This is a genomic window from Sandaracinobacter neustonicus, from assembly GCF_006385875.1.
Lineage (GTDB): Bacteria > Pseudomonadota > Alphaproteobacteria > Sphingomonadales > Sphingomonadaceae > Sandaracinobacteroides > Sandaracinobacteroides neustonicus.
Genome location: NZ_VFSU01000017.1, coordinates 84,028 through 110,303 on the forward strand (window position 1 = coordinate 84,028; position 26,276 = coordinate 110,303).

The 26,276-nt window shown below is 67.6% G+C and carries 22 protein-coding genes; 15 read left to right on the top strand and 7 right to left on the bottom strand.

Features of this window, described 5'->3' with window-relative positions:
- Positions 1-5: 5 nt before the first annotated feature.
- On the bottom strand, positions 6-2,180 hold the full coding sequence (locus FJQ54_RS05565) for a beta propeller repeat protein (protein ID WP_235890327.1): 2,175 nt from the start codon (positions 2,178-2,180) through the stop codon (positions 6-8).
- Positions 2,181-2,232: 52 nt separating this feature from the next.
- Here FJQ54_RS05565 and FJQ54_RS05570 point away from each other — a divergent pair, with 52 nt between their 5' ends.
- On the top strand, positions 2,233-3,846 hold the full coding sequence (locus FJQ54_RS05570) for an alpha-L-fucosidase (RefSeq protein WP_140927427.1): 1,614 nt from the start codon (positions 2,233-2,235) through the stop codon (positions 3,844-3,846).
- On the opposite strand, the gene FJQ54_RS05575 is transcribed toward FJQ54_RS05570, so the two are convergent.
- On the bottom strand, positions 3,843-5,051 hold the full coding sequence (locus FJQ54_RS05575) for a penicillin-binding protein activator (protein ID WP_181159990.1): 1,209 nt from the start codon (positions 5,049-5,051) through the stop codon (positions 3,843-3,845). The genes FJQ54_RS05570 and FJQ54_RS05575 overlap by 4 nt on opposite strands.
- Positions 5,052-5,112: 61 nt before the next feature.
- On the opposite strand from FJQ54_RS05575, the gene rsmI reads away from it, so the two are divergent.
- The 5 genes from rsmI (at position 5,113) to FJQ54_RS05600 (ending at position 9,362) form a co-directional block, all read left to right on the top strand.
- Positions 5,113-5,991: a 16S rRNA (cytidine(1402)-2'-O)-methyltransferase gene (gene rsmI, locus FJQ54_RS05580; RefSeq protein WP_140927429.1), complete on the top strand. Its 879-nt coding sequence runs from the start codon at positions 5,113-5,115 to the stop codon at positions 5,989-5,991.
- A complete protein-coding gene (locus tag FJQ54_RS05585; RefSeq protein WP_140927430.1) occupies positions 5,988-6,329 on the top strand; it encodes a YraN family protein in 342 nt (113 codons plus the stop codon). The genes rsmI and FJQ54_RS05585 overlap by 4 nt, the downstream gene beginning before the upstream one ends.
- Positions 6,330-6,339: 10 nt before the next feature.
- Positions 6,340-7,128, top strand: coding sequence for a SirB1 family protein (locus FJQ54_RS05590; protein WP_140927431.1), 789 nt, complete (start codon positions 6,340-6,342; stop codon positions 7,126-7,128).
- Between the two features lie 105 nt (positions 7,129-7,233).
- Positions 7,234-7,527, top strand: coding sequence for a hypothetical protein (locus FJQ54_RS05595; protein ID WP_140927432.1), 294 nt, complete (start codon positions 7,234-7,236; stop codon positions 7,525-7,527).
- A gap of 386 nt (positions 7,528-7,913) precedes the next feature.
- On the top strand, positions 7,914-9,362 hold the full coding sequence (locus FJQ54_RS05600) for a coniferyl aldehyde dehydrogenase (RefSeq protein WP_181159991.1): 1,449 nt from the start codon (positions 7,914-7,916) through the stop codon (positions 9,360-9,362).
- On the opposite strand, the gene FJQ54_RS05605 is transcribed toward FJQ54_RS05600, so the two are convergent.
- Together FJQ54_RS05605 and FJQ54_RS05610 are read right to left on the bottom strand one after the other, a co-directional pair.
- Positions 9,307-10,668 carry an ATP-binding protein gene (locus tag FJQ54_RS05605; protein WP_140927433.1) on the bottom strand — a complete coding sequence of 454 codons (1,362 nt, stop codon included), beginning with the start codon at positions 10,666-10,668 and terminating at the stop codon, positions 9,307-9,309. The two genes, FJQ54_RS05600 and FJQ54_RS05605, sit on opposite strands and share 56 nt — an antisense overlap.
- Positions 10,665-11,318, bottom strand: a complete 654-nt coding sequence (locus FJQ54_RS05610; RefSeq protein WP_140927434.1) for a response regulator transcription factor — start codon at positions 11,316-11,318, stop codon at positions 10,665-10,667. Before FJQ54_RS05610 ends, FJQ54_RS05605 begins: the two co-directional genes overlap by 4 nt.
- Positions 11,319-11,397: 79 nt before the next feature.
- Here FJQ54_RS05610 and FJQ54_RS05615 point away from each other — a divergent pair, with 79 nt between their 5' ends.
- The 7 genes from FJQ54_RS05615 to FJQ54_RS05640 all read left to right on the top strand — a co-directional run bounded on the left by FJQ54_RS05615 (position 11,398) and on the right by FJQ54_RS05640 (position 19,147).
- A complete protein-coding gene (locus FJQ54_RS05615; RefSeq protein WP_140927435.1) occupies positions 11,398-12,492 on the top strand; it encodes an efflux RND transporter periplasmic adaptor subunit in 1,095 nt (364 codons plus the stop codon).
- Positions 12,492-15,563, top strand: a complete 3,072-nt coding sequence (locus tag FJQ54_RS05620) for an efflux RND transporter permease subunit (protein WP_140927436.1) — start codon at positions 12,492-12,494, stop codon at positions 15,561-15,563. Before FJQ54_RS05615 ends, FJQ54_RS05620 begins: the two co-directional genes overlap by 1 nt.
- Positions 15,560-15,712, top strand: coding sequence for a hypothetical protein (locus FJQ54_RS17440; RefSeq protein WP_181159992.1), 153 nt, complete (start codon positions 15,560-15,562; stop codon positions 15,710-15,712). Before FJQ54_RS05620 ends, FJQ54_RS17440 begins: the two co-directional genes overlap by 4 nt.
- The gene (locus FJQ54_RS05625) at positions 15,667-15,858 is read left to right on the top strand and encodes a hypothetical protein (RefSeq protein ID WP_140927437.1); all 192 of its coding nucleotides are present in this window, start codon (positions 15,667-15,669) and stop codon (positions 15,856-15,858) included. The genes FJQ54_RS17440 and FJQ54_RS05625 overlap by 46 nt, the downstream gene beginning before the upstream one ends.
- Positions 15,855-17,066, top strand: a complete 1,212-nt coding sequence (locus FJQ54_RS05630) for a TolC family protein (protein ID WP_140927438.1) — start codon at positions 15,855-15,857, stop codon at positions 17,064-17,066. Before FJQ54_RS05625 ends, FJQ54_RS05630 begins: the two co-directional genes overlap by 4 nt.
- A 95-nt stretch (positions 17,067-17,161) precedes the next feature.
- Complete coding sequence (gene dapE, locus FJQ54_RS05635) at positions 17,162-18,292, top strand: succinyl-diaminopimelate desuccinylase (RefSeq protein WP_140927439.1); 1,131 nt, start codon at positions 17,162-17,164, stop codon at positions 18,290-18,292.
- A gap of 81 nt (positions 18,293-18,373) precedes the next feature.
- On the top strand, positions 18,374-19,147 hold the full coding sequence (locus tag FJQ54_RS05640) for an SDR family NAD(P)-dependent oxidoreductase (protein ID WP_140927440.1): 774 nt from the start codon (positions 18,374-18,376) through the stop codon (positions 19,145-19,147).
- Positions 19,148-19,190: 43 nt separating this feature from the next.
- Here FJQ54_RS05640 and FJQ54_RS05645 read toward each other — a convergent pair whose 3' ends face one another.
- Together FJQ54_RS05645 and FJQ54_RS05650 are read right to left on the bottom strand one after the other, a co-directional pair.
- Positions 19,191-20,399 carry an LL-diaminopimelate aminotransferase gene (locus FJQ54_RS05645; protein WP_140927483.1) on the bottom strand — a complete coding sequence of 403 codons (1,209 nt, stop codon included), beginning with the start codon at positions 20,397-20,399 and terminating at the stop codon, positions 19,191-19,193.
- Between the two features lie 139 nt (positions 20,400-20,538).
- A complete protein-coding gene (locus FJQ54_RS05650; RefSeq protein ID WP_140927441.1) occupies positions 20,539-20,721 on the bottom strand; it encodes a hypothetical protein in 183 nt (60 codons plus the stop codon).
- A 177-nt stretch (positions 20,722-20,898) separates the two neighbouring features.
- On the opposite strand from FJQ54_RS05650, the gene FJQ54_RS05655 reads away from it, so the two are divergent.
- Complete coding sequence (locus tag FJQ54_RS05655) at positions 20,899-22,704, top strand: PHA/PHB synthase family protein (RefSeq protein ID WP_140927442.1); 1,806 nt, start codon at positions 20,899-20,901, stop codon at positions 22,702-22,704.
- Positions 22,701-24,683, top strand: a complete 1,983-nt coding sequence (locus FJQ54_RS05660; protein ID WP_140927443.1) for a TonB-dependent receptor — start codon at positions 22,701-22,703, stop codon at positions 24,681-24,683. Before FJQ54_RS05655 ends, FJQ54_RS05660 begins: the two co-directional genes overlap by 4 nt.
- A gap of 81 nt (positions 24,684-24,764) precedes the next feature.
- On the opposite strand, the gene FJQ54_RS05665 is transcribed toward FJQ54_RS05660, so the two are convergent.
- Complete coding sequence (locus FJQ54_RS05665) at positions 24,765-26,156, bottom strand: serine hydrolase domain-containing protein (RefSeq protein WP_181159993.1); 1,392 nt, start codon at positions 26,154-26,156, stop codon at positions 24,765-24,767.
- Between the last annotated feature and the right edge of the window lie 120 nt (positions 26,157-26,276).

Consider the following 26,276-nt stretch of genomic DNA (forward strand, 5'->3'; position numbering starts at 1 on the left):
CCGCGTCAGTCGCTGTCGCGCCAGACGATGCCACGCCCGTCCGTGCCGACATAGACTCGTCCGAACTGCCTGGGATCGCCGGAAATCACCCGAAACCGCCTGCCCCATTGATGCGCATCGTCATTCAGGCGAAGCCAGTTGCGGCCTTCGTCTGCTGAGCGCCAGATGCCATACACGCCCCCCAGCGTGCCGATGACGAACAGGGTGGCCGGATCGGTATCCGCACGGGGGCGGCCCAGCCCGAACTGCTGCACCTTCATCGCGCCGGAGGCCTTGCGGAAGCGCCTGCCACCATCCGGGCTGTGCCAGATTTCCTCGCCCAGCCGCAGCCACAGGTCGCCCACGCGCAGCGGGTTGGCGACGAGGGTGCGTGGGGCTTCGCGGTTGGTGGTGCGCGCCTTCCACAGCTCCGGTGGCAGCCCCACGGCGGGCAGGCGCCTGAAGCTCTGGCCGCCATCCGTGCTGGCGACAATCTGGTTGGCGTTGAAGCGCAGGGCATAGAAGCGCTGCGGGTCCCGCTTGTCGCCTACGGGGCAGTCATCCTGCGCCACGCCCTTCATCGGCCCCCAGTTCTGCCCGCGATCCGCGGTGCGCAGCGGGACGGGGGTGCAGACGATGAACACCCCGCCGTCGGCCGAGACATGGATGGGGGCGCTGCCTTCCAGATCGTCGCGCTTGCCGTTTGCCGCGGGCGGCACCTTCAGCGGCTGCCAGTTGAAGCCGCCATCGTCTGACCATGCCAGAGTCGCGTCGCGCGGGCGGCCTTCCCAGAGGCTGCCGGAGCGGACCCAGATGTTCGCCTGCCGTCCGGCATAATCGAGATTGTTGGTGTTGGAGAGGAAAGGGTTGAAGAAGCTGGGCTGCGGCGAGACGAGCAGGCCACTGTGCACGAAGCCGGCGATGTCGCCGAAGCCGGACAGCAGCGGCGGCCCCGCGGTGGGGCTGGCCAGCGTGATGATCGCCGTCTGCTCGATGCCCTCCACCCATGGCTTCCACAGCAATTCCCCGGCGGCGCGGGCATCGTTCGTGGCATAGATGGTGGCCCCCGTGACATAGGCGAGGCGGCCGGGCCGGGCCGGATCGAGCAGGACGCCCGCGATCCAGTGGCCGAATTCCGGGCCGGGATCGCCGCTGGCGGGCGGCTGGCCCTTCAGGAAGGGCACGGCCGACACGTCCCGGCGGGAGCGGGGGGCGAGATCGTCCCAATCGTTCCCGCCGTTGCGCGACAGCCAGACGGTGTCGTCCGGTTGCCAGCGGCCGATGGTGCCGACGGCCACCAGCCCATGCCCGGCGGACAGGCCCATATAGCCCGCACCGCCATGTCTCTGTGGGGTGACATCCGCCCATTCTGCGCCGTCCGACCGCCAGATCGCACCGCGCGTGATCCCACTGGGGCCGATCTGGTCGCTATAGGCGATGAACAGGCGGCCGCGTTCGTCCGCCACTGCCTTCACCGGCAGCAGGTCCGCCGGGGGGCCGCCTGCGACGGCCTGCCAGCTTTGCCCGCCATCGGTGGAGCGCAGCAGGCGCGGCGCACCCGGATCGGTGACGCCCGCATAGATGGCCGCGCCTGCGAACAGCACGAAGCTGACGCCGCCATGGGTCTGCCCCTTGGCGGGTTGGCCCAGACCCTTCCAAGGAAAGCCCTCCACCCGCGCCCAGCTTGTACCTGCGTCGTCGGAGCGCCAGAGGCCGTCATGGCGGGAGCCGAAGAACAGCCTGTCCGGGTTGGCCGGGTCTGCCGCCAGCCGTTCCCCCATGCCGCGCCCGGCCTCGTTGCCGCCCATGCGGAAGGGCGTTTCGATCACCTCCCAGCTTTGCCCCCGGTTGGCGGAGCGGAAGATGGCGGCGGGCAAGTGCGCGTTCATACCCGCCGCAAGCCAGACCCGATCCGGGTTCTTCGGGTCTGCTGCGATGCTTTCGATGCCCATATAGCTGGACACCGGGTTCGCATCCTGCAGCGGCACCCACTGATCGCTGCCGGGGTCCAGCCGATAGGCCCCGCCCATATCGGTGCGGAGGTAGAACAGCCCCGGCAGCACCGGGCTGGCGATGATGTTGGGCGCGAAGCCCCCGCCGCCGACCTTCACATTGTGCCACCCATCATCCGCCGCTGCGCCGGGCACCGCGAGAGCCATTGCCGCGAGAATTAAGGCCGGGAGTTTGAGCTTTCGTGTCATGGCTGAAATAGGTATGACAATTGAGCCGGAGAGAAAAGAGCGGGAGACAGGGATGATCGGGCGGCGGCAGCTGCTGATGGGCGCGGCGGCGCTGCCCTTTGCAAAGGCCGCGCTGGCTGCCAGCCCGATGGGGGTCGCCCCCGGGCCGATCGAGGCGAGTTGGTCGTCTCTGGCGGCGCATTACCGGGTGCCGGACTGGTTCCGCGATGCGAAATTCGGGATCTGGGCGCATTGGGGGCCGCAATCCGTGCCCGCGCAGGGCGACTGGTATGGCCGCTTCATGTATATGCAGGGCCACCCCATGTATGCGCATCATCTGCGCGCCTATGGCCACCCGGCGGACAGCGGCTTTATGGAAATCCTGAACCGCTGGAAGGGGGAACTCTGGAACCCTGAGGCGCTGGTGCAGCGCTACAAGGCGGCGGGTGCGCGCTATTTCATGGCGCTGGGCTGCCACCACGACAATCTGGATTGCTATGACAGCCGATACCATCCGTGGAACAGCCTGCGCGTCGGGCCGAAGCGCGATGTGGTAGGCGAATTCGCGCAGGCCGCGCGGGCGGCGGGGCTGAAATTCGGCGTTTCCAACCACGCCTCCCACGCGTGGCACTGGTTCCAGACGGCCTATGGCTATGATCCGGAAGGCCCGCGCCAGGGCGAGCGCTATGACGCGTTCCGGCTGACGAAGGCGGACGGCAAGGGCAAATGGTGGGACGGGCTGGACCCGCAATTGCTCTACACCGGGCCGCATATCGTGCCGCCGCCGGGGCTGGACAGCATCGTCGCCATGAACCGCTTCCATGATGAGACCAGCGGGCAATGGGTGGAACATGGCCCGCCGATGGACGCCGGATATGCCGCGCGCTGGCTGCTGCGGCAGGTGGACATGGTGGCGAAATACCGGCCCGACATCGTTTACATGGACAATTACGCACTGCCCTTCGGCCCCATCGGGCTGGAAGCGGCGGCCGATTACTACAATCGCGCGGTGGACTGGCACGGCGCGACCGACGTGGTGCTGACGGCGAAAAAGCTGCTGCCGCACCAGTCGGCGGGCCTTGTGGACGATGTGGAGCGCGGCTTTGTTTCCGAAATCCGCGAGCAGCCATGGCAGACCTGCACCTGCATCGGTGACTGGTTCTACAACGAAGCCCGGCTGCGCGACCGCAGCTATGTGCCCGCCGAACTGGTGATCCAGCGGCTGGCCGATGTCGTTTCGAAGAATGGCAACCTGCTGCTGTCTGTGCCGCAGCCGGGCGATGGCTCGCTGGATGCCGAAGCCGCGCGGATCGTCGATGCCATCGGCCAATGGAACGCCGCGAACGGCGAGGCCATCTTCGGCTCGCGCCCATGGCGGCGCTTCGGCGAAGGCCCGACCGTGCCGGAGGCGGGGATGCAGAATGAAGGCGCGGCAAAGCCCTTCACCGCGCAGGACGTGCGTTACACCCGCAACGGCGGTCGCCTCTATGCGCTGTTCCTGAAAGCGCCGGACGGCCCGGCGACGCTGACCGCGCTGCCCCCCGCCGCTGGCCGGGTGGAGCGCGCCACCCTGATGGACGGCAGGCCGCTGAGCTTCCGGCAAGACGCCATCGGGTTGCGGCTGGAGCTGCCGCCGGGGCTGGGCGTGGTGCCGGTGGTGCGGCTGGACGGGCGCGGACTGGCTTAAAACGCGGTCGGCGCGGGGCTGACGGTGGTGAACCCGCCCTGCCCCACCTGCTGCACCTCCAGCCCGCGTTCGGCGATATTGCCCTTGAAGCGGAAGATGCCGTCTACGCCCGCAAAACCCTGCGGATCGTCCAGCAACTGTTGCGGGAAGGCGGTGCCCAGTTTCCATTGCCCGCCCGCCGAACTGATGGCGAGGAGCATGGCGTCGTAAGACAGGCTGGAAAGGCGCGACGGCGTGCCGCCGAAACGGGCCTGATAACGGCGTGACATCGATTGGAAGCGTTGATCCGGCACGGCGGCGAACACCGCGCCGCGCAGCGCGGGGGATGCGCCGAGGCCGGGTTCGGTGTTCCACAATTCCGTGCCCATCATCAGGTAACTGCCGGGCTGCGCGCCGAACTTGGCGAGATGGGGGGAAAAGGCGGCGGCAATCGCCCCCGAATCGGCGACCAGCAGCGCTTCGAAAGCGACCGGCGGGGTGGTGCGGGTGGCGGTGGCGATGGTGCCGTCCGGCCGCTTGGTCGTGGTGGTGGTGGCGGATTGCTTCAGCCGCGCATCATAGTCGGTCACCTTGCGGGCGGCGACTGGCAGCGCGGCTTGCGTGCGGGCGAAACTGGTGAGGGCCACCACCTGCGCGTCATGCGCGGCGACGGCGCGGGTGAAGGCAACCGAGGTGCGCTGGCCATACACGCCTTCGGGCACCAGCGCGGCGAATTTCTTCGTCCCGCGCGAAGCCGCGAAATCCACCACCCGGCTGACGGACTGCGCGGGCTGGAAGCCCAGCACATACAGGCGCCCGCCCGCGATCGCCGCATCGTTGGAGAAGCTGAGCATGGTGATGCCCTTCGCTTCGGCGGCGGATTTCACGGCTGCGGCATCCGCCGCGAGCAGCGGCCCCAGAATCAGCTGCGCGCCATCGGCCAGCGCGCGGTTGGCGGCCCCGGCCGCGCCCAGCGCCGCCGTGTCATAACTCGTCAGCCGCACACCCTGCTTGTTGGTATCCACCAGCGCCAGCGTGGCGGCGTTGGCGAGGCTGATGCCGACGGGCGCGTTGGGGCCAGTGAGCGGCACCAGAATCGCCACGCGATGCACCTCGCCGGGCTTCACTTCGGCGGGTTTTTCCACCGGCGGCGGCGGCGCGACGGGGGCGATGGGGGCCTTCTGGCGCGGGGCGCAGGCCGCCAGCATCGCCAGCGACACCAACATTCCCGTGCCTGCCGCACGCCGCCAGCTTGCCGCTTCGTTCGCTCTCGCCCAGATTGCCCGCATGCGTGCTGCTCCGCCTACCATTGAATCATCTGCCGAAACCCCCGAGGACCGGCTTGCGCCCGGGCTGTATATCGTGGCTGGCCCGATCGGCAACCTTGAGGATCTGTCGCCAAGGGCAGCCCGCATTCTTCGCACGGCGGATGTCGTGGCCTGCGAGGATACGCGGGTGACGGCGAAGCTGTTGCGGGCGGCCGGAAGTGAGCGGCCGATGCTGCCCTATCACGAACATTCCGGGCCGGACGTGGAGGCAAAGCTGCTGGAGCGGCTGGGGCGCGAATCGGTGGCACTGGTGTCTGACGCGGGGACTCCGCTGATTTCCGACCCCGGCTATTCGCTGGTGCGCGAGGCCCGCGCGCGCGGGCTGGCCGTCAGCACCGCGCCGGGGCCGTCAGCGGCGATTACCGCGCTGTCCATCAGCGGTTTGCCTTCCGATCGCTTCCTGTTCGCGGGCTTTCTGCCGGCCAAGGCGGTGGCGCGGGAGAAGGCGATTTCGGCGGTGGTGGGGATTCCGGCGACGCTGATCTTCTATGAGACCGGGCCGCGTCTGGCGGCTTCGCTGGCGGCGCTGGCCGCCGCGCTGGGCGGGCGCGATGCAGCTGTCGCGCGGGAGCTGACCAAGCGGCACGAGGAGTTGGTGGCGGGCACCCTGCCGGAACTGGCCGCGCGCTATCGGGGGCAGGAACCGAAGGGCGAGATCGTGCTGCTGGTGGGGCCGCCCGGCGAGGAGATGAGCAGCGAGCAGGCGCTGGATGAGGCGCTGCTGACGGCGCTGAAAACCATGCCGCCCGGCAAGGCGGCGGCCAGCGTCTCCGCCGCGCTGCGGTTGCCGCGTGGGGAGGTTTACGCCCGCGTGATGGCGCTGAAAGACGGCGGATGACTCGCGCAGATGCCGAAAAGCGCGGCCGTCGGGCGGAACAACTGGCCGCGCTGCTGCTGATGGCCAAGGGCTGGCGAATCGTCGCACGCCGCCGCCGCATGCCGATGATCGAAGTCGATCTCGTCGCCCGGCGCGGCCAGCTGCTGGCGGTGGTGGAGGTGAAACAGCGCGCCACGCTGGATGCCGCCACCTGCGCCCTCACCCCATGGGCCGCCGAACGGCTGCGCTCCGCAGCGCGCCAACTCGCCGCCGAAGCCGGGCCGGGTGTGTCTGCGCGGGTCGATCTGATCGCACTGGCGCCCGGGCGCTGGCCAAGGCATATTCCCGGAGTCGGATAGGAGAGCAGGTATGGATGCACTCGCGGCCATCGGATGCCAGGACGATGCGGACATCCGCCTCGACGAGGCCGCCCTGCACCTTGCCGCCGCGGACCGTACCCGCGCAGACCTCGCCCCTACGCTGGAATGGCTCGCCGAACTCGCCACCCAACTGCCTGCCACCCTGCCAACCGCGCGGGACCGGGCAGAAGCGTTGTCGAACCTGCTGGCGAAACAGGAAGGCTTCACCGGCGACCACGACGAATATGACGCGCCCCGCAACGCCGACATGCTCTCCGTACTGGCGCGGCGGCGCGGCCTGCCCGTCTCGCTCGCCATCCTCTATGTCGCCATCGCCCGCCGCGCCGGATGGGAGGCGCGGGTGATGGGCCTGCCCGGCCATGTCGTCGTCGCCATCGAAGGCAGCGAGGCTGTGGTGCTGATCGACGCCTTCACCGATGGCCGGGTGCTGGAACCCGCCGAGCTCGCCGGGCTGGCCACCAGCCTTGCCCGCGGCCGCCCCTTGCGCCCCGGCGATTCCGCCCTGCTGAACAATCGGGAAACGCTGGTGCGGCTGCTGATGAATCAAGCCAGCCGCGCCCGCCAGTCCGGGGACGACGCCCGCGCCCTCACCCTCTATCGCCGCCTGACGCTGATCGCCCCCGCCATGCCCGCCCTGTGGTGGGAACGCGCCCGGCTGGAGCGCGAAGCCGGCGACACCGCCGCCGCCCGCCGCAGCCTCGCCGCCATGCGCGAAACGACGATGGACCCGGAGCTGAACGATCGGATCCGGCAGGCTTATGAGGCTTTGACGCGGTAGGGGTGGCCACTGTAGGTGGCTCTGGTGGCCCGGCCATCAGGGGAATGATCTCGCTGTATTTTCGGCTATCGGCGGCATGTGAGTATTTGTAGAAAGTTTGGCGTAATGAGTTTTGGTCCCGCTTGCCCGAATTGCAAAAAATGGATTCCATTTCTCAAGTCGCAATGGGGCATTGGCAAATCCTTTGATTGCCGGGGTTGTGGAGCGTCAATCGCCTTGTCGAAATTTCGTTCGACACAACTCGCAATTGGCATGCTTATGCTTTTTATCCTGATGAAGCCGTCATATCCGGAAGCATCGGATCAGTTTTTGCTTTTTCTGGCTTTCCTCGCTGTCGGGGCACCGCTGACCTATTTGCTCAGCAGTGTTTCGCTCAGTCAGCCAGCGTCGGGCGATTGAGCGCCGCAGGCGTTCGACCAAGCTGTCAGCGCACCCGGGGTGACGGTTGTGGTTGGAGAGAGAGGTTATGACCTGCGGCACTTTCCACTGTACGTGTTTTGATGGAGTGGATCAGGCCCGGCGGTGACACCCCCTCTCCAACTCTCCCCCTCGCAGGGGGAGAGGGCTTTGTAGCGCCGCAGGCAATTGAAGCTGATCACTCGCACGATGTGGACCTTGGGCCGCGACGCAAATTTTGAGGGTGCAGGGAAATCATTTCCCTGCCCGCCGGAGGCAAAAAAGCGCCGTGAGAAAAACCCCCGCCGCTCCCCTTCATCAGACAGGTTTCGCAACCGCCCGCGAGCGCTTATCCTCCCGCGCAAATGGGAGATTGAGGGAACCGCGTCATGAATGTTGCTGCCAATGCCATTGCCCGGGACACGGCCGCCATGCAGTTGTTGCTGGAGCGTCAGCGGGCTGCGTTCACGGCTGAATTGCCGGTGGGGGCTGCTGTGCGGAAGGACCGGTTGCAGCGGGCGTTGCGGCTGGTGATGGAGCATAAGGACGGCTTCGTGAAGGCGTTGTCCGATGATTTCGGGCATCGTTCGACGGAGATGTCTTTGATCACGGACATCATGGCTTCGGTGAAGCCGTTGAAGCACAGCCTGAAGCATGTGGACCAGTGGATGCGGCCGGAGAAGCGCAAGCTGGATTTCCCGTTGGGGCTGCTGGGCGCGAAGGCCGAGGTGCAGTGGCAGCCCAAGGGGGTGGTCGGGATCATTTCGCCGTGGAATTTCCCGGTGAACCTGACGTTCGCGCCGCTGGCCAATATTTTGGCGGCGGGGAACCGGGCGATGATCAAGCCTTCGGAATTCACGCCCGCGACCTCGGAATTGATGGCGAAGGCGTTCGCGCAATATTTCGACGAGACGGAGGTGGCGACGATCGTGGGCGGGCCGGAGATCGGCAAGGCGTTCAGCGAACTGCCGTTCGATCATATCATCTTCACCGGCGCGACATCTGTTGCCCGGCATGTGATGGCGGCGGCGGCGAAAAATCTGGTGCCGCTGACGCTGGAACTGGGCGGCAAATCGCCGACGATCCTGTCGCGTTCGGCTGACATTGCCGCTTCGACGGAGCGGGTGGCGATGGGCAAGCTGATGAATGCGGGGCAGATCTGCCTTGCGCCGGATTATATGCTGGTGCCGCAGGAACTGGAGCCGCAGGTGGTGGAGGGGCTGAAGGCCGCGACCGCGAAAATGTATCCGTCTTTGCTGGCAAATGACGATTACACCTCGGTGATCTCGCGCCGCCACCGTGACCGGCTGGAGGCGCATATCGCCGACGCGCGGGCCAAGGGCGCGGAGATCGTGGAGGTGAACCCCGCGAACGAGGATTTCTCGAAGCAGAACACCAACAAGATGCCGCTGACGCTGATCCGCAACCCGACGGACGAGATGACGGTGATGCAGGAGGAGATTTTCGGGCCGGTGCTGCCGATCAAGAGCTACAAGGGGATCGACGAGGCGATCGACTATGTGAACCGCCGCGACCGGCCGCTGGGGCTTTACTGGTTCGGGACGGACGGCGCGGAGGAGCGCACCGTGCTGGACCGCACGGTGTCCGGCGGGGTGACGGTGAACGACGTGATCTTCCATGTCGCGGCGGAAGATTTGCCGTTCGGCGGAATCGGCCCGGCGGGCATGGGCAATTATCACGGCCATGACGGGTTCAAGGAATTCAGCCACCCGAAATCCATCTACCGGCAGCCGAAGATGGACCTGGCGGGGCTGGCGGGCTTCAAGCCGCCTTATGGCGAGAAGACGCGGAAGGCGCTGGCGCGGGAACTGAAGTAAAGCAGACCCGGGCCGAGAGGCCGCCCAGCGGCGAATCCCCCAGCCGCAATTCCCCGCCATAGTTGCGGATAAGGTCTGCCGTGGCGGCGAGGCCGAGGCCGGTGCCGGGCTTGCTCGGGTCCAGCCTTGTGCCCACCGTCATCACCAGTTCGCGCTTGTCGGCGGGGATGCCATCGCCATCGTCCTGCACCTCGATGCAATCCGGGCCGCCCCGGATCAGCACGCGGTGGCGCGCCCATTTGCAGGCATTGTCGATCAGGTTGGAGAGGATTTCCGCCAGATCGCCGCCGTCGCAGGGCAGCCGCAGGCCGGGGGGCAGGTCTGTTTCGATCTTGAGTTCGCGCGCGGCGTGCAGGCGTTTCATGGCGTCGACGATCTGCTCCACCAGCCCGGCGACTTCGGTGAGGGTGCCAGCGCCGCGCGTGCCTGCGGCGGCGGCGCGGGTGAGGTGGTAATCGATCTGTCGCTGCATCAGGGCGCAGCGTTCCAGCAGGAAATCGGCGCTGTCGGCCTGCCCGGCCCAGCGCAACTGTTCCGCCTCGTTGGTAATGAGGGCGAGCGGGGTGCGCAGATCATGGGCGAGATTCCCCGCCTGAGTGCGGGCGCGGGTGATCAGCTGGGCCTGCCCGTCCAGCAGGGCGTTCAGCCGCTCCACCACGGGGGAGAATTCGGCGGGCACGTCCGGATCCAGCTGTGTCACCTCCCCGTGACGCAGCCGATCCACTTCCTCGCCCAGCCGCTGCACCGGGGCGAGGCCGAAGCGTACCAGCAGCACCGCGCCCGCGATCAGCAGCAGGGCGACGATGGCCATGGAGATGGCGAGGTCGCTCCAGAATTCGGCGATCTGCGCGTCGAGCAGGCGGTTGTCCGAACTGATGATCGCGATGATCGGATGCCCGCCGATGTGGGTGCGGACGCTGCGCTGATGCAGCAGCAAGTTGCCGGAGCGACCGGTTTCCCAGTCTGCGCTGCCAAGGGTGGGGGAGAGGCTGCGCGACCCGAGCGACGGGGAGCGGGCGATGCGCCCGTCGCCCGCGTCCAGCTGCCAGTAGAGGCCGGACCCTTCGACGTTGAATTCCGGGTCTGACAGCTTCTGGGACACGCGCGGCGTGCCGCCGGAATCGATGCTCGTCATGGCGATCAGCTCGGACAGATGATGGTCCAGCTCGGTTTCGAAACGGTCGGTGATGTGGATGCGATAGAGGTTGGCGATGAACAGCGCCGCCAACAGCGTGGCCAGCATCACCGCCAGCGCGCTGCCCATGATCAGCCGCAGCCTGAGGCTTCCACGCAGCGGAACTTTCATGCCGCCAGCCGATAGCCGAGGCCGCGCACCGTGGCGATGCGATCCGGCCCGACCTTGCGACGCAACCGCCCCACCAGAACTTCGACGGCATTGCCGTGCCGCTCGCTGTTCAAACTGTAGAGTTGATCGAGGATCATTTCCCGGCTGAGCGTGCGTCCAACGTTGTAGATCAGCAGCCGCAGCAGACGGAATTCCCCGGCCGTCAGCGCCAGCGGCTGGTCGTCCAGCCAGGCTTCGCCGCTGGCGGTGTCGATGGAGAGCGGCCCGGCCGACAGGCGGGTGGCGCTGTGCCCGGCGGCGCGGCGCGCCAGCGCATGCAGGCGGGCCACCAGTTCCTCCGTGCGCACGGGCTTCACGATGAAATCGTCCGCGCCCGCGTTCAGCCCTTCCACCTTTTCCTGCCAGCTGCTGCGCGCGGTAAGGATCAGGATCGGCGTGGCGATGGACCGCGCCCTGAGCGCGCGCACCAGTTCGATGCCAGACATGCCGGGCAAGCCGATATCGATCACCAGCACGGTGAAGCCGTCGGCGGCGAAGGCCAGCGCGTCATCCGCGTTCGCCAGCCATTCGCAAGTGAGGCCGTGGCGCGTGAGATTCGCCGCCACCCGCTGCGCCAGTTCGGTCTCGTCTTCTACCAGCAGGATTCGCATCGGCAGGTTTCTGACAGGATTTTGTCAGCTTGCGAAGTTAGATGCTGCGCCTGCGAACAGACAATCGAGGGTTGCAGACATGTCCGACGTCCGCTGGTTGCCGATGCTTGCCCTGTTGGGCGCGCTTGCCGCCTGCAATGACGCGGGCGCGGACAAGGAGGCGGCGGCCGAGGCTGCGCCTTCCGTACCCGCCGGGGTTCTGCCCCTTTCCGCAGACGAGATCGCCCGCGTGGGGATTGGCTTTGCCCCGGTGCAGGCCGCCACGGAGATGCCGCTGGCCACCGTTCCCGCCACGCTGGCACCGCCGCCCAACGCGCGGGTCGCCGTGCCCGCCACCATTCCCGGAGTCGTCACCCGCACGCTGGTGGTGGAGGGGGACAGCGTAAGGCAGGGGCAGCCGCTGGCGGTGGTGGCGTCGCGCGAACTTTACACGCTGGGCGCCGGGATCGAGCAGGCGGCGGCGCGGGTGGAACTGGCCCGCGCGCATGACCGCCGGCTGGGCCAGCTGGCGCAGGAAGGCGTGATCGCCGCCGCCCGCGCAGACGAGGCGCGCGCCGCCCTGCGCGAGGCGCAGGCCGAACTGGATGAGCAGCGCCGCATCGTGCGGCTGGTGAACGGCGCGCCGGGGCAGGGCAGCTACACGCTGACCGCGCCGATCTCCGGCCGGATCGCCGCCGCCCGGATCGAGACGGGCAGCCCGGTGACAGAGGCGACCGCCGCCTATGTGATCGACGCGGTGAGCCGCTATGAACTGACGGCACAACTGCCCGAGCGGCTGCTGGGGCAGGTGAAGCCCGGCATGGCGGTGCGCCTGCCCGGCGATGTGCGCGGCACCATCACCAGCGTGGGCGGGGTGATCGACCCCGAGACCCGATCCGCGACGATGCGCGCGCGGGTGCCCGCCGCGCCGGGTGTCGTCTCCGGCCGTGCGGTGCCCGCCACATTGCTGGCCCCCGCGCCTGAGGGGGCCGTGCTGGTGCCTGCCGCCGCCATCGTCGAGCTGAACGGCAAGCCGGGCCTGTTCGTGCGCGTGGATAAAGGCGTGGAGGCGCGCGCCGTCACCGTGGGCGAGCAGGCCGACGGGCAGATTCCGGTTCGATCCGGGCTGAAGCCGGGCGAGCAGGTCGCGGTGCGCGGCGTCAGCGAACTCAAGGCCATCGCGGGGCAGAACTGATGCTGCGCGCGCTGGTCGCATGGTCGCTTTCCTACCGGCTGCTGGTGCTGGCGCTGACCTTCGTCGTCGCCGGGCTGGGGGTGTGGGCCTATTCCACCCTGCCGGTGGATGCCTATCCGAACATCGCGCAGACGCAGGTGAAGATCATCCTGAAGGCCCCGGGGATGACGCCGGAGGAAGTCGAGACGCGGGTGATCGCCCCCATAGAGCTGGAGATGCTGGGCCTGCCCAACCAGGCGATCCTGCGCTCCACCGCGAAATATGCCATCGCCGACATCACCATCGATTTCATCGACGGCACCGACCTCTACTGGGCGCGCCAGCAGGTGGGGGAGCGGCTGGCCGGGGTGATGGGCGATATGCCGGATGGCGTGGGCGGCGGCATGGCCCCCATTTCCACCCCGCTGTCCGACGTGCTGATGTTCACCATCGAGGGGCCGCTTTCGCTGGCGGAAAAGCGCGAACTGCTGGACTGGACGATCCGGCCGGCGCTGCGCACCGTGCCCGGCGTGGCGGATGTGAACGCGCTGGGCGGGCATGTGCGCACTTATGAAATCCGGCCCGATCATGCGGCGCTGGCGCACGCGCGCCTGTCTGTCGACGATCTGAAGGCCGCCATCGAACGCGGCAACCGCAACGATGGCGCGGGGCGGCTGGCGATGGGCGAGGAGGCGCTGATCGTCCGCGCGGTGGGCGCGGTTCAGAGCGCCGCCGATATCGAGGCGATGGCCGTCGTCACCCGCAATGGCGCGGTGGTGCGGATCGGCGACGTCGCCAGCGTGGGGGCGGGATCGCTCACCCGCTATGGCGGGGTTTCCGCGCACGGCAAGGGCGAGGCGGTGCAGGGGCTGGTGATCGCCCTGCGCGGCGCGGACGCCCGGCGCGTGGTGGAGGGTGTGGAAACGCGGCTGACGGAACTGGAGCAATCGCTGCCGCCCGGCACCAGCGTCAAGATCTTCTACAACCGGTCCGACCTGATCAGCCGCGCGGTGGGCACGGTGCAGAAGGCGCTGATCGAAGCGACGGTTCTGGTGATCATCCTGCTGATCCTGTTCCTTGGCAACTGGCGCGCGGCGGCCATCGTGGCGACGACCCTGCCGATGGCGGCGCTGACGACCTTCCTGTTCATGCGCGGCATGGGCCTGTCCGCCAATCTGATGAGCCTTGGCGGCCTTGCCATCGCCATCGGCATGCTGGTGGACGGTGCCGTGGTGGTGGTGGAAAATATCGTCGAGCGGCTGAACCGGGCGAAGGACGAAAGCGTCCCACGGCTGAACATCGTGTTCCGCGCCACGTCGGAAGTGGTGGTGCCGGTGTCGGCGGGGCTGCTGATCATCGGGCTGGTGTTCCTGCCGCTGCTGTCGCTGGAAGGGCTGGAAGGCAAGCTGTTCGGGCCGGTGGCGCTGACGATCATGTTCGCGCTGGCCGGATCGCTGCTGCTCGCGCTCACGCTGGTGCCGGTGCTGGCCTCCTATGCGCTGAAGCCGGGCCATCATGACGAGCCGTGGATCATGCGCAAGCTCTCTCCGCGCTATCAAAGCCTGCTGGCCGGGGCCTTTGATCGCAAGAAGCTTGTGTATGCGCTGGCGGCCGTGGGCCTTGCGCTGGCGGCGCTGGCCTATGGCGCGGTGGGCAAGACCTTCATGCCGACGATGGACGAAGGATCGGTGGTGATTCAGGTCGCCAAGCTGCCGACCGTGGGGCTGGACCGCTCCATGGAGCTGACCACCCGGATCGAGGCGGAGCTGATGGCCAATGTGCCGGAAGTGACGGGGGTGATTTCCCGCACCGGCACAGACGAGCTGGGGCTGGACCCGATGGGCCTGAACGAAACGGACATGTTCGTGACTCTGAAGCCTGCGTCCGAATGGCGCGGCGACCGCGACTTTGTGGTGGGTGAACTGCGCAAGGTGCTGGAAGGCATGCCCGGCTTCGACCCCAGCTTTACCCAGCCCATCGAGATGCGGGTGGCGGAAATGCTGACAGGCGCGCGCGGCGATCTGGCGGTGAAGATCTTCGGCCCGGATCTGGAGACGCTGGCCCAGCTGGCGGGCCGGATTCAGCACGTCCTGCAGGAAACGCCCGGCGCGGCGGAAGTGCTGACCGTCGCGAACGACAGCGTGGGCTATCTGCAACTGGATATCGACCGCGCGGCGGCGGGACGGGCCGGAATGCCGGTGGACATGTTGCAGGATACGCTGCGCGCGCAACTGGAAGGGCTGCCTGCGGGTATCGTCGCCGAGGGGCAGAAGCGTGTGCCGATCATGATCCGGGGCGAGGAAGATGTCCGCCGCGATCCGGCGCGCTTCGCCGATCTGCAAATGACGACTCCGTCGGGCGAACTGGCGCGGGTGAGCGATCTGGCCAATGTACGGCAGACGGAGGGGCCAATCCGGCTCGATCATGAAAATGGCTCCCGCTACGCGCTGGTGCAGGCGTTCGTGTCGGGCCGGGATCTGGTCGGCTATGTCGATGAAGCCAAGGCGAAGGTGGCCGAGCAGGTGCCGCTGCCCGCCGGATACCGGCTGGTGTGGGGCGGCCAGTTCGAGAATCAGCAGCGGGCCTCTGCCCGGCTGATGCTGGTGATTCCGGTGGCGCTGCTGCTGATCTTCTTCGTGCTCTATGCCACGCTGAAATCGGTGCGCGGATCACTGTTGATCCTCGCCAACATCCCCTTCGCGGCGGTGGGTGGCATCATCGCGCTCTGGATTACCGGCGAATATCTGTCTGTTCCGGCCTCTGTGGGGTTCATCGCCCTGTTGGGGATCGCCGTGCTGAACGGGCTGGTTCTGGTGGCCTATTTCCGCCAGCTGAGGGACGAGGGGCTGCCGATGCACATGGCGGTGCGGACGGGGGCCGAGCGGCGGCTGCGGCCGGTGATGATGACGGCCACGATCACCGCCTTCGGGCTGGTGCCGCTGCTGTTCGCGACGGGGCCGGGTTCGGAAATCCAGCGGCCGCTGGCCATCGTGGTGATCGGCGGGCTGCTGACTTCCACCATGCTGACACTGGTGCTGCTGCCCATATTGTATGAGCGCTTCGGCGAAAGCGCGGCGGAGGCACGGGCATGAGCCGGAGCGTGTTGACCATCTTCTGCGCGGCGCAGGACGCTGAGGCGATTGCGGCCGCGCTGCGGGCCTGCACCCATGTGCCGATCCATGTGCGGCGTGAGGATTGCTGGGCCGCGACTTCGACGATGCGCGCACGGGCGAGCGGGTGACGGGATCGCTGGCGCGCGTGGCGGTGGAACTGGAACTGCCGACGGAGCAGGTCGCGGATGCCGTGTTGGCAGCCGCGGCGGCGCGGCGGCGCTTGCCCTTCCGCTGGCGCAGCACCGCCGTTCAGGATGGAGGACGGGTGGCATGAAATGGGCCTTGCTGTTGCTGGCAGGCGTGTCGCTGCCCGCCTTCGCGGGGGACTTGCCCTCGCCAGAACTGGCGGCGCGGGCACTGCTGGCGCATCCCACGGTTGCAGCCGCCACGGCGCGGGTGGATGCGGCGCGGGCTGAAGGCGATGCGCTGAGGGCCGGGCCGCATGAATTCACGGCCGGGGGCAATATTTCCCGCCGGGATATCGACGCGGACGGCCGCTATACCGAATATGACGCGTCGCTCAGCCGCGCCTTCCGCCTGCCGGGCAAGGCCGCGCTGGACCGGCGGGCCGGGGAACTGGGTGTCGATGTGGTGCAGAACCGGATGGAGGATTCGCGCCATCAGGCGGCGCTGGAACTGGGCGCTCTCTGGTATGACTGGCTGCTGGCGGCAGAGCTGTATCGCAATGCGGGCAGGCTGGTGGACAATCAGCAGGCGCTGGTGCGGGCGACCGAATCGCGGTTGAAGCAGCGCGACGCCGCCCGGCTGGAACTGGAACAGGCGCATGCGGCGCACGCCTTTGCCATGGCGCAGCAGGCGGATGCGGCGGCGGCGCGAGATCGCGCCCGCACCCTGCTGGCCAGCCGCTTTCCGGACCTGCCCCTGCCGGTGGAACCGCCGCCCATCCAGCCGCCCAGCGTGCCTGACGAAGGGCTGGATGGGCTGCAGCGGCTGATATTCGAGCGCAGCCACGAGATCGCCGCCGCCGGGGGCGAGGCGGAGCGGCAATCCGTGCTCGCAAGGCGCGCGGCGGCGGAGCGGATGGCGGACCCGTCGCTGGGTGTGCGCCTGTTCAGCGAGCGCGGTGGCGAGGAAAAGGGCGCGGGGCTGACGATGTCCCTGCCGTTGGGCGGCGGCCACCGCCGGGCGCTGGCCCGGCAGGCGGTGGCCGAAGCGCGGGCGGCAGAGTCCGATTTTCAGGAGGTGAAGCGCGGTGTGACGGGCAACGCCGCCGCCGATGTTGCCGAATATCGCGCCCGCGAATCCGCATGGGCGGCCAGCCGCGAAGCCGTCACCCGCGCACAGCAAAGCGCAACGCTGGCTGCGCGCGGCCAGCAGATGGGCGCGATCGACCTGTCGGACAGGCTCTATGCGGAACGGCAGGCCAACGAGGCCCGTGCGCAGGAACTGGCCGCCCGCGCCGCCGCCGCCCGGCTGATCCTGAAACTGCGGATCGACGCCCACACATTGTGGATCGACTGACCGGCACCGACTGTTTCGGCAGGGGGCGGATTTGCCGGACGGCAGGCGGCCGATCCCGCTTGCCCCGTGCCGTGCAAGCTGTCAGCAGGGCGGGCATGGAACCCGTTGCACTTGCTCAGGCGCTGATCCGCTGCCCTTCCGTTACGCCGGCTGATGCGGGGGCGCTGGACGTGCTGGCGTCTGCGTTGGGCGGGCTGGGGTTCGATTGCACGTTGCTCAGCTTCGGGCAGGCGCCCGATGGGCCGATCCGCAACCTGTTCGCGACGATCGGCTCAGGCGGGCCGCATTTTGCCTTTGCCGGGCATACGGACGTGGTGCCGGAAGGGGCTGGCTGGTCGGTCGATCCTTATGCCGGGCAGATTCGCGACGGGCTGCTGTTCGGCCGGGGCGCGGCGGACATGAAGGGGGCGATAGCCGCCATGGTGTCCGCGGCAGCGGCGCATGTGGCGCGGGGTGCGCCGGGGACGCTGAGTTTCCTGATCACCGGGGACGAGGAAGGCCCTGCGACGCACGGCACGGATGAACTGCTGCGCTGGATGGAGAGCCACGGGCACCGCCCGGACATGTGCCTTGTGGGGGAACCCAGTTCCGCGCACGACCTTGGCGACATGATGAAGATCGGCCGGCGCGGCAGCCTGAACGCATGGATTGCGGTGAAGGGCGCGCAGGGGCATGTCGCCTATCCGGACCGGGCTGACAATCCGATCCGCCGCCTGCTGCCGATCCTGACGGACTTGCAGGCGCGGCATCTCGATTCCGGGACGGACTGGTTCACGCCGTCCAATCTGGAGATCACCGATCTGGAGGTGGGCAATCCCGCCACAAACGTGATCCCGGCTGAGGCGAAGGCGCGGCTCAACATCCGCTTCAACGACAGCCATCGTGGCGAGGATCTGGCGAACTGGATTCGCGAGACGGTGGCGAAACATGCGCCATCGGCCGAGGTGACGATCCGCATCTCCGGCGAGGCCTTCCTGACGGAGCCGGGCGCGCTGTCCACGCTGATCGCGGACGCGGTGCAGGCGGAAACCGGCCGCACGCCGGAACTCAGCACCACGGGCGGCACGTCCGACGCGCGCTTCATCCGCCGCATCTGCCCGGTGGTGGAGTTCGGCCTGCCGGGGCAATCCATGCACAAGGTGGATGAACTGGCCTCTGTCGCCGACATTGAGGCGCTGGCGCGAATCTATGACAGGCTGCTGCAATCGGTGTTTGCCCCAGCCTAGGCCAGCACACGCATTGCAGAGGTCTCGCGGCGCGGCATTGCCCTTAAGGAGGGGCGAAACCGCGCACAGGAGACCGCCGAGATGACCTACCCGCTTCCCAACGCCAGCACCGATCTTTCCGGGCAGGTGGCGCTCATCACGGGCGCGTCCTCCGGCCTTGGCGCGCGCTTCGCCCGCGTGCTGGCGGCCTCCGGCGCGAAAGTCGCCATCGCGGCGCGGCGGCTGGACAGGCTGGAGGAGCTCGCCGTCGAAATTCGGGCCGCCGGGGGCACCGCGCTGCCGATCCAGCTGGACGTGACAGACGCCGAGCAACTGATCGCCGCCGTCGCCAAGGCGGAAGCCGAACTGGGCACCGTCACCATCCTCGTGAACAACGCGGGCATCCCGGACGCGCAGCGCGCCCACAAGATGCCGCTGGAACTGATCGACCGCGTGTTGGACATCAACGTCCGCGCGCCGTTCATCCTGTCCGCCGAAGTCGCCCGCCGCCTGCTGGCCGCGAAATTGCCCGGCCGCATCATCAACATCGCCTCCATCGCCGCCTTCAACTACAGCGGCAACGGCGCGGCGCTCTACTCCGTTTCCAAAGCTGCCGTCGCCCGCATGACGGAAGCACTGGCCGTGGAATGGGCGGCCGCCGGGATCAATGTGAACGGCATCGCGCCGGGCGCCTTCGAATCCGAAATGATGGACGGCATGCTGAGCCGCATGGGCGACATCGCGCAATATTTCCCGCGCAAGCGCATCGCCAAAGCCGCGCAGATGGATTCCACCCTGCTGTTCCTCGCCTCCCCCGCAAGCGATGCGGTGACAGGCACGGTGATCAAGATCGACGACGGGCAGTCGCCGCGCTGAGGGGGGCCGGCGCTTTTTGGGGACGGGGGCGCAAAAGCCCCCGTCAGCCGTTCGCCTGCGTCGGCGTGTTCACCCCCATGGATTGCAGATATTTCCGCACGTTGCGCGCGGCCTGCCGCAGCCGTTGTTCATTTTCCACCATGGCGATGCGGACGAAGCCTTCGCCTTCTTCGCCATAGCCGACGCCCGGGGCCACTGCGACTCCGGCGTGGGTGAGCAGCTGCTTGGAAAATTCGAGGCTGCCGAGGTGGTTGAGCGCGGGCGGCAGCGGGGCCCATGCGAACATGGAGGCGCGCGGGGGCGGGATTTCCCAGCCGGCGCGGCCGAAGCTTTCCACCAGCACGTCGCGGCGCTTGTGGTATAGCTGGCGGTTGGCTTCGACGATATCCTGCGGGCCGTTCAAGGCGGCGCAGGCGGCGGCCTGAATCGGGGTGAAGGCCCCGTAATCAAGGTAGGATTTCACCCGTGTCATCGCCGCGATCAGCTTCTTGTTGCCCACCGCGAAACCGATGCGCCAACCGGCCATGGAATAGGTTTTGGACAGCGAGGTGAATTCGATGGCGACATCCTTCGCGCCCTTCACCTGCAGGATGGAGGGGGTGGGTTTGCCGTCGAAATACAGCTCTGAATAGGCGAGGTCGGAGAGGATCCAGACCTTGTTTTCCCGCGCCCATTCCACCAGCCGTTCATAGAAAGGCAGCTCCACCGTTTCGGCAGTGGGGTTGGACGGGTAGTTGACGACGAGGATCGACGGCCGGGGCACGGTGAACTTCATCGCCCTGTCAAGGCTTTCGAAATAGCGGTCATCCGGCGTGGTGGGCACGGCGCGGATGGTGGCCCCTGCGATGATGAAGCCGAAGGTGTGGATGGGGTAGCTGGGGTTGGGGGCCAGCACCACGTCTCCGGGCGCGGTGATGGCGGTGGCGAGGCTGGCGAGCCCCTCTTTTGAGCCCATCGTCACCACGACCTCGGTTTCCGGGTCCACCTCCACCCCGAAGCGGCGGCCGTAGTAATTGGCTTGCGCGCGGCGCAGGCCGGGGATGCCCTTGGATGCCGAATAGCCATGCGCATCGGGCTTCATCGCCACTTCGCACAGCTTCTCGATCACATGCGGCGGCGGCGGCAGATCGGGGTTGCCCATGCCAAGATCGATGATGTCCTCGCCGCGGGCGCGCGCCTGTGCGCGCATCCCGTTCACTTCCGCGATCACATAGGGCGGCAGGCGGCGCATGCGGTAGAAATCATCGTCCATGTTCATGTCCATCAGGAGGGGCTTGTGGGGTGCCATGAGCCCAAAAACGGAAAAAGGCGAGCCCGGTTTCCCCGGGGCCCGCCTTCATCCGTATCACAGACGCGGCAACCCGGGGCGAGCCGCCCCGGGGTGGAGCGGCTCAGCCTGCCTTGGCTGCGGCCTTCTTGATGTCGGACTTCTGGATGCAGCGATCCTTCACCTTGGCGCTGCAATAGGGAAGGCCGGTTGCCTCGTTGGTGGGCGGCGGCGTCTGCGCGGAGGCGGAAGCGGCAAATGCGAGTGCAGCGGCTGCGACAGCACCCATGGCGATCATCCTGCTCATCAACATGCTCCATCCAAAGCGCCGAATCCCGGCCCATGCGCGGGCGGCTGGAAACCGTTTACCTCAGAAAAAGTGATTTCGCAAAGCCGCTTTGCCGGATTGCGCAGCTTGCGCAAGCGCGCAGGCGGGGCCAAGTTGGCCCTTAAGGGACAAGCGGGCGCTGGAGAGGGACGAGAGATGGCGAAAGCGGGCGCAAAGGCCGGTGGCGACAGCCCCGACGCAGTCGCGCAGTTTGAGCGCGTGACAGAGGTGGCGGGCAAGGCCCAGCAGATGATGCTGGAGTTCTGGACAGGCGAAGGCGGCAAGCTGGCGGGCGAAGCGGGCGCGCCGGATTCGCTGGGCCGGCTGATCGACGTCTGGGGAGACTGGGCCAAGGCATGGGCCGGTGCAGACGCCACCCAGCTGGTGAAGCTGACGGGCGATTACTGGACGGATGCCATGAAGCTGTGGGCGGGCCTGTTTCTGGGCAAGCCGGACTCCGTGCCGGAGATCGTGCTGACGGAGGACAAGCGCTTCAAGAGCGACAGCTGGGATTCCGCCCCGGTGTTCGATCTGGTGCGCAAATCCTACCTGCTGGCCAGCCATTATCTGACGGAGGGGCTGGGCAGCTTTCAGGGCCTGAGCGACGAGGAGCGCAAGCGGCTGGCCTTTCAGGCGAAGCAGTTCGTCGATGCGATGAGCCCGGCCAATTTCGCCACGCTGAACCCCGACGTGATCGCCGCTGCGCAGGCAACCGATGGCGAAAGCCTGTTGAAGGGCCTGCGCCACCTGCTCGACGATCTGAAGCGCGGCAAGATGAGCATGACGGACGAAACCGCCTTCGAGGTGGGCCGCAATGTTGCCGCCACGCCGGGGCAGGTGATCTGGGAAGGGCGGCTGTTCCAGCTGATCCATTACGCTCCGCTGACAGAGCAGGTGTTTGAAATCCCGCTGCTGATCATCCCGCCGTGGATCAACAAATTCTATATTCTGGACCTGACCGCCGAGAAGAGCTTCATCCGCTGGGCCACCGAACAGGGGCTGTCCGTCTATGTCGTGTCATGGGCGCAAGGCTCGGAAGCGCTGCGCGACGTGGGGCTGGAGGATTATGCCGTGGAGGGCGAGCTTCAGGCCATCGATCTGGTGCTGAAAGCCTCCGGCGCGCCGGCCACGCATGTGATCGGCTATTGCGTGGCGGGCACCGTGCTGGCCGCCACGCTCGCTTATATGACGGCCACCGGGCAGGCGGAAAAGGTGCGCTCCGCCACCTTCTTCACGGCGCAGGTGGAGTTTTCCGAGGCCGGAGACCTGCTGAATTTCGTCACCCCGCCCATGCTGGAAACGGTCAATCAACTGGCCGCGAAAGACGGCTTTCTGGACGGCCGCTGGCTGGCCACCACCTTCAACATGCTGCGCCCCACAGACCTGCTGTGGAATTATGTGGTGAACAACTATCTGCAGGGAAAGGATTATAGCGCCTTCGACCTGCTCTATTGGAATTCCGATCCCACGAACGTGCCCGGCCGTTTCATGAACGAGTATCTGACGGGCCTCTATCGCGACAATTTGCTGATCCGTCCCGGCGAGATCAGCGTGAAGGGCGTGCCGATCGACCTGAAGACGGTGCAGACCCCGGCTTATATTCAAGCCGGGCGGGACGATCATATCGCGCCCTTGAAAAGCTGCTTCAAGCTGACCACCGCTTTCTCCGGCGAGCATCGCTTCATGCTGGCCGGCTCCGGCCATATCGCCGGCGTGGTGAACCCGCCCGTGGCACAGAAATACCAGCACTGGATCCTGCCCGAGGGCGTGCCCACGCCGGATACGGTGGAGGCGTTCCAGCAAGCCGCCGGCGAAGTGAAAGGCAGCTGGTGGCCGGACTGGATCGCGTGGATCGCGCCCCGCTCCGGCGCGAAGGTGAAGGCCCGCGTGCCCGGCAAGGCCAAGGGCTTCCCGGCCATCGAACCCGCCCCCGGCCGCTATGTGAAGCAGCGCATCGCTTGAGGATCGCGGGCGTTGCCACGGCGCTGCTGGTGGCAGCGCCGGTTCTGGCGCAGGAGGCAGACATATTGGTGCTGGGGCGCGGGCTGCCCGCAGGCCCCGGCGTGCCGGCCTATGGTTCGGTGCTGATCGACGCGGAGCGGCTGCGCGAGGCCGGGCGGCTGGAAACCGGCCTGCTGGATGTCGCCGGATTCCAGCAGTTCCGCCGTTCGGACAGCCGCTCCGCCAACCCCTCCGCACAAGGGGCGACGCTGCGCGCGCTGGGCGGCAACGCCGCCAGTCGCACGCTGGTCACGCTGGACGGCGTGCCCGTGGCAGACCCCTTCTTCGGCCATATCCCCTTCACCGCCCTGTCACCCGAACGGCTGGGGGCCGTGCGCGTCACGCGGGGCGGCGGCTCCGGCGCGTTCGCCGCCGGGGCGGTTGCGGGCACCATCGAGCTGATGAGCGCCACGCTCGGCCAGCTTCCAGATCTGGCGGCGCAGGCGGAGGGTGGCAGCCATGGCTCGACCGGTGTGCAGGCGGGGCTGACGGCCGATCTGGGCGGCGGCTACGTCAGTCTCTCCGGCCGATGGGACCGCTCCGACGGCTTCTGGACCACGCCCAAGGATCAGCGCGTGCCAGCTTCCGCCCGGGCGGCCAACGAAGGCTGGAGCCTTAGCGGCCGGGCTGTCGTGCCGTTGGGCGCCGCCGAACTTCAGGCGCGGGTGCTGCTGTTCCGCGACGAGCGGACCCTGCGTTTCAAAGGCGCTGATTCCGGCAGCGAAGGGCAGGACGCCAGCCTGCGGCTGATCGCGCGCGGGCCGTGGGAGGTGGAGGCGCTGGCCTATGTGCAGGCGCGCAACTTCCGCAACATCGTCATCTCCTCCACCACCTTCCGGCCCACGCTGGATCAGCGCAACACCCCCGCGACCGGGTTGGGCGGCAAGCTGGAACTGCGCCCGCCCATGGGCGGCGATCAGCTGCTGCGGCTGGGCGCAGACCTGCGCTGGGCGGACGGCACCATGTTCGAAACCGCGTTCAACGGTTCCACCGGCGCTATCACCGCACGGAGACAGGCGGGCGGGCAGCAGCTGTCCGCCGGGCTGTTCGCCGAGGACGATTGGACTCTGGGCGAGCTGGTGCTGACGGGCGGCGCGCGGCTGGACCATTGGGCGATCCGCGACGGCCATTATGAAAGCCACAACGCCGCAGGCGTGCCGACCCAATCCGAACAATTCGCCAACCGGCAGGATTGGCGGCTGAGCGGGCGCGCCGGGCTGCTGTGGCACGCGACCGGCGCGCTCAGCCTGCGCGCCGCCGCCTATAGCAACCACCGGCTGCCCACGCTGAACGAGCTCTATCGCCCGTTCGTGGTGTTCCCCGTCACCACGCAGGCCAACGCCGCGCTGAAGCCCGAGGTACTGCAGGGGATCGAAGCCGGGGTGGAATTTCAGCCGCTGCCCACAATGCGGCTGGCGCTGACCGCCTTCGACAACCGGCTGAAAGACGCCATCGCCAACGTCACCATCGCCCCCAATCTGCGCCAGCGGCGCAACGTGGAGGCGATCCACGCGCGCGGGCTGGAAGCCACCGGCACCCTGGCGTTCGGCGCGTTCGACCTCTCCGGCAGCCTCGCCCTCACCCACAGCCGCGTCCGCGCAGACGGCACGGCCATGGACGGCCTGCGCCCGGCGCAAACGCCGGAGCTGATGCTCTCCGCCACTGCGGGCTGGCGACCTGCCGAAGGCACAACCCTTTCCGCCACGCTGCGCCACACCGGGCGGCAATATGAAGACGATCTGCAAACCGACAGCCTGCCCGCCGCCACCACGCTGGACCTGTTCGGCCAGCTGCCCCTGACGACAGGCGTCTCGCTCTACGCCCGTGCGGAGAATTTGTTCGACGCGAACGTCTTCACCCGAAACGTCGGCGGCTCGCTGGATCTGGGCACCCCCCGCACCCTTTGGGTCGGGCTGCGGGTGGAGGCTTTGGGGCGGTAAGGCCGGAGGCACTGCCGTTGGGGCCCGTGCCGGGAAACTGATTGTCCCGCGCCCTTACGGCATCACGATCGTCCGCCCGCGCTAATCGGTCTTCCGGTTCTCCGCAGGTGCGGTCACGCCCAGCGATTTGAATACCCGTTCCAGAAAGCGCTGCTGATCCCACGCGGAGCGGTCCGGCTGGAAGCCAAGACGGACGATCACGGTGCGGGTTTCCGGTACGATCGTCACATATTGGCCTGCGAAACCCGCCAGCTCCAGCGTGCGGGCCTTCTGCCCCGGCACGCCGCCGCGGAACCATGTCTGGGTGGAGTAACGCCCCTCTGACAGCGCGGTGGGGGTGGACATGCGGGCGACCCAGTCCGCCGGCACGATCTGTTTGCCTTCGAACTGGCCGCCATCGGCCAGCATCAGCCCGAAGCGCGCCCAGTCCAGCGCGCCCATGAACAGGAAGGTGGAGCCGATGAAATCGCCGTTGGCGTCCTGTTCGAACAGGGCGGTGCGCAGGTTCATCGGTTCGAACAGGGCGGTGCGCGGGAAGCGGTCCCATGCATCGTCGGGCAGGCCGGATTTCAGCCGGGCCACCCGCATCAGGATGTTGGTGTCTCCACTGGAATAATACCAGCGGCTGCCGGGCGCGTCGCGCCGGGGCTTGGCGGCTGCAAACAGCGCGGCGCTGTTTTCGGCATAGAGCATGCGCGCCGGGTCTCCGCCCGGGCCATAATCCTCGTTGAAATCGAGGCCGGATTCCATGTTCAGCAGATTGTCGATGCTGATGGCGCGGCGCGGATCGGCGGAATTCTTGCGCCATTCGGGCAGCAGGTCCGTGTCTGCCGCAGTCAGCTTGCCTTCGGCTGCCAATATTCCCACCAGCGCGGCGGACACGGTTTTCGCCATAGAGGCGGAATATTGCGGAGTCAGATTGGTGAAGCCCCGCGCGCTGACGGCGCGCAGCAGCTTGCCCTGATGGATGATCACGATGGAGCGGGTGACCGGATCGACCGCCGGATTGCCATAGCTGCCCGGCCGAAAGGCATCGGCGATGGCAAGATCCAACCCCTTCGCATCCGGAATCGCGGGCGGCTTCGCGGACAGCGAATCGCCCTGCGGCCATGGCCGGGGATCGGGCGTGAGCTTCACCGGCTGTCCCGCGCCTTCGCCCGGGCGTGCCACCGCGCAGCCAAGGCCCGGCGTATGCCCGGCCGTCATGAAATTCATGCCGCCCGGCCCTGCCGTCACTTCGCCCTTTTCGCGATCCACCTCTGCCTTGAACATCTCCAGCTGCGGGCTGAGCGACGGGCCGAGTTCATAGGGGCGGACATCCTCTTCCGGACGGCCCTGCACGAAGATCGCGGTGCACAGCGTGCGCGCGACCAGCCCGGCGGCGACCGGCGCGGAATCGACGGCTTCCTCCACCTGCCCGCAGGCGGCGAGCGGGGCCATGGTGAAAACTGCGAGCAAGGGAAGAAGGCGCATGGGCATCCGTCTAGACCGCGCGCGTGGCCGATTCCAGCCGCCCCCTTGCATTTGGTCGATTTCATCCCCATCTGGGGCACATCGACGTCGCTGGGACGAAGCCGACGGACCGCCAACTCC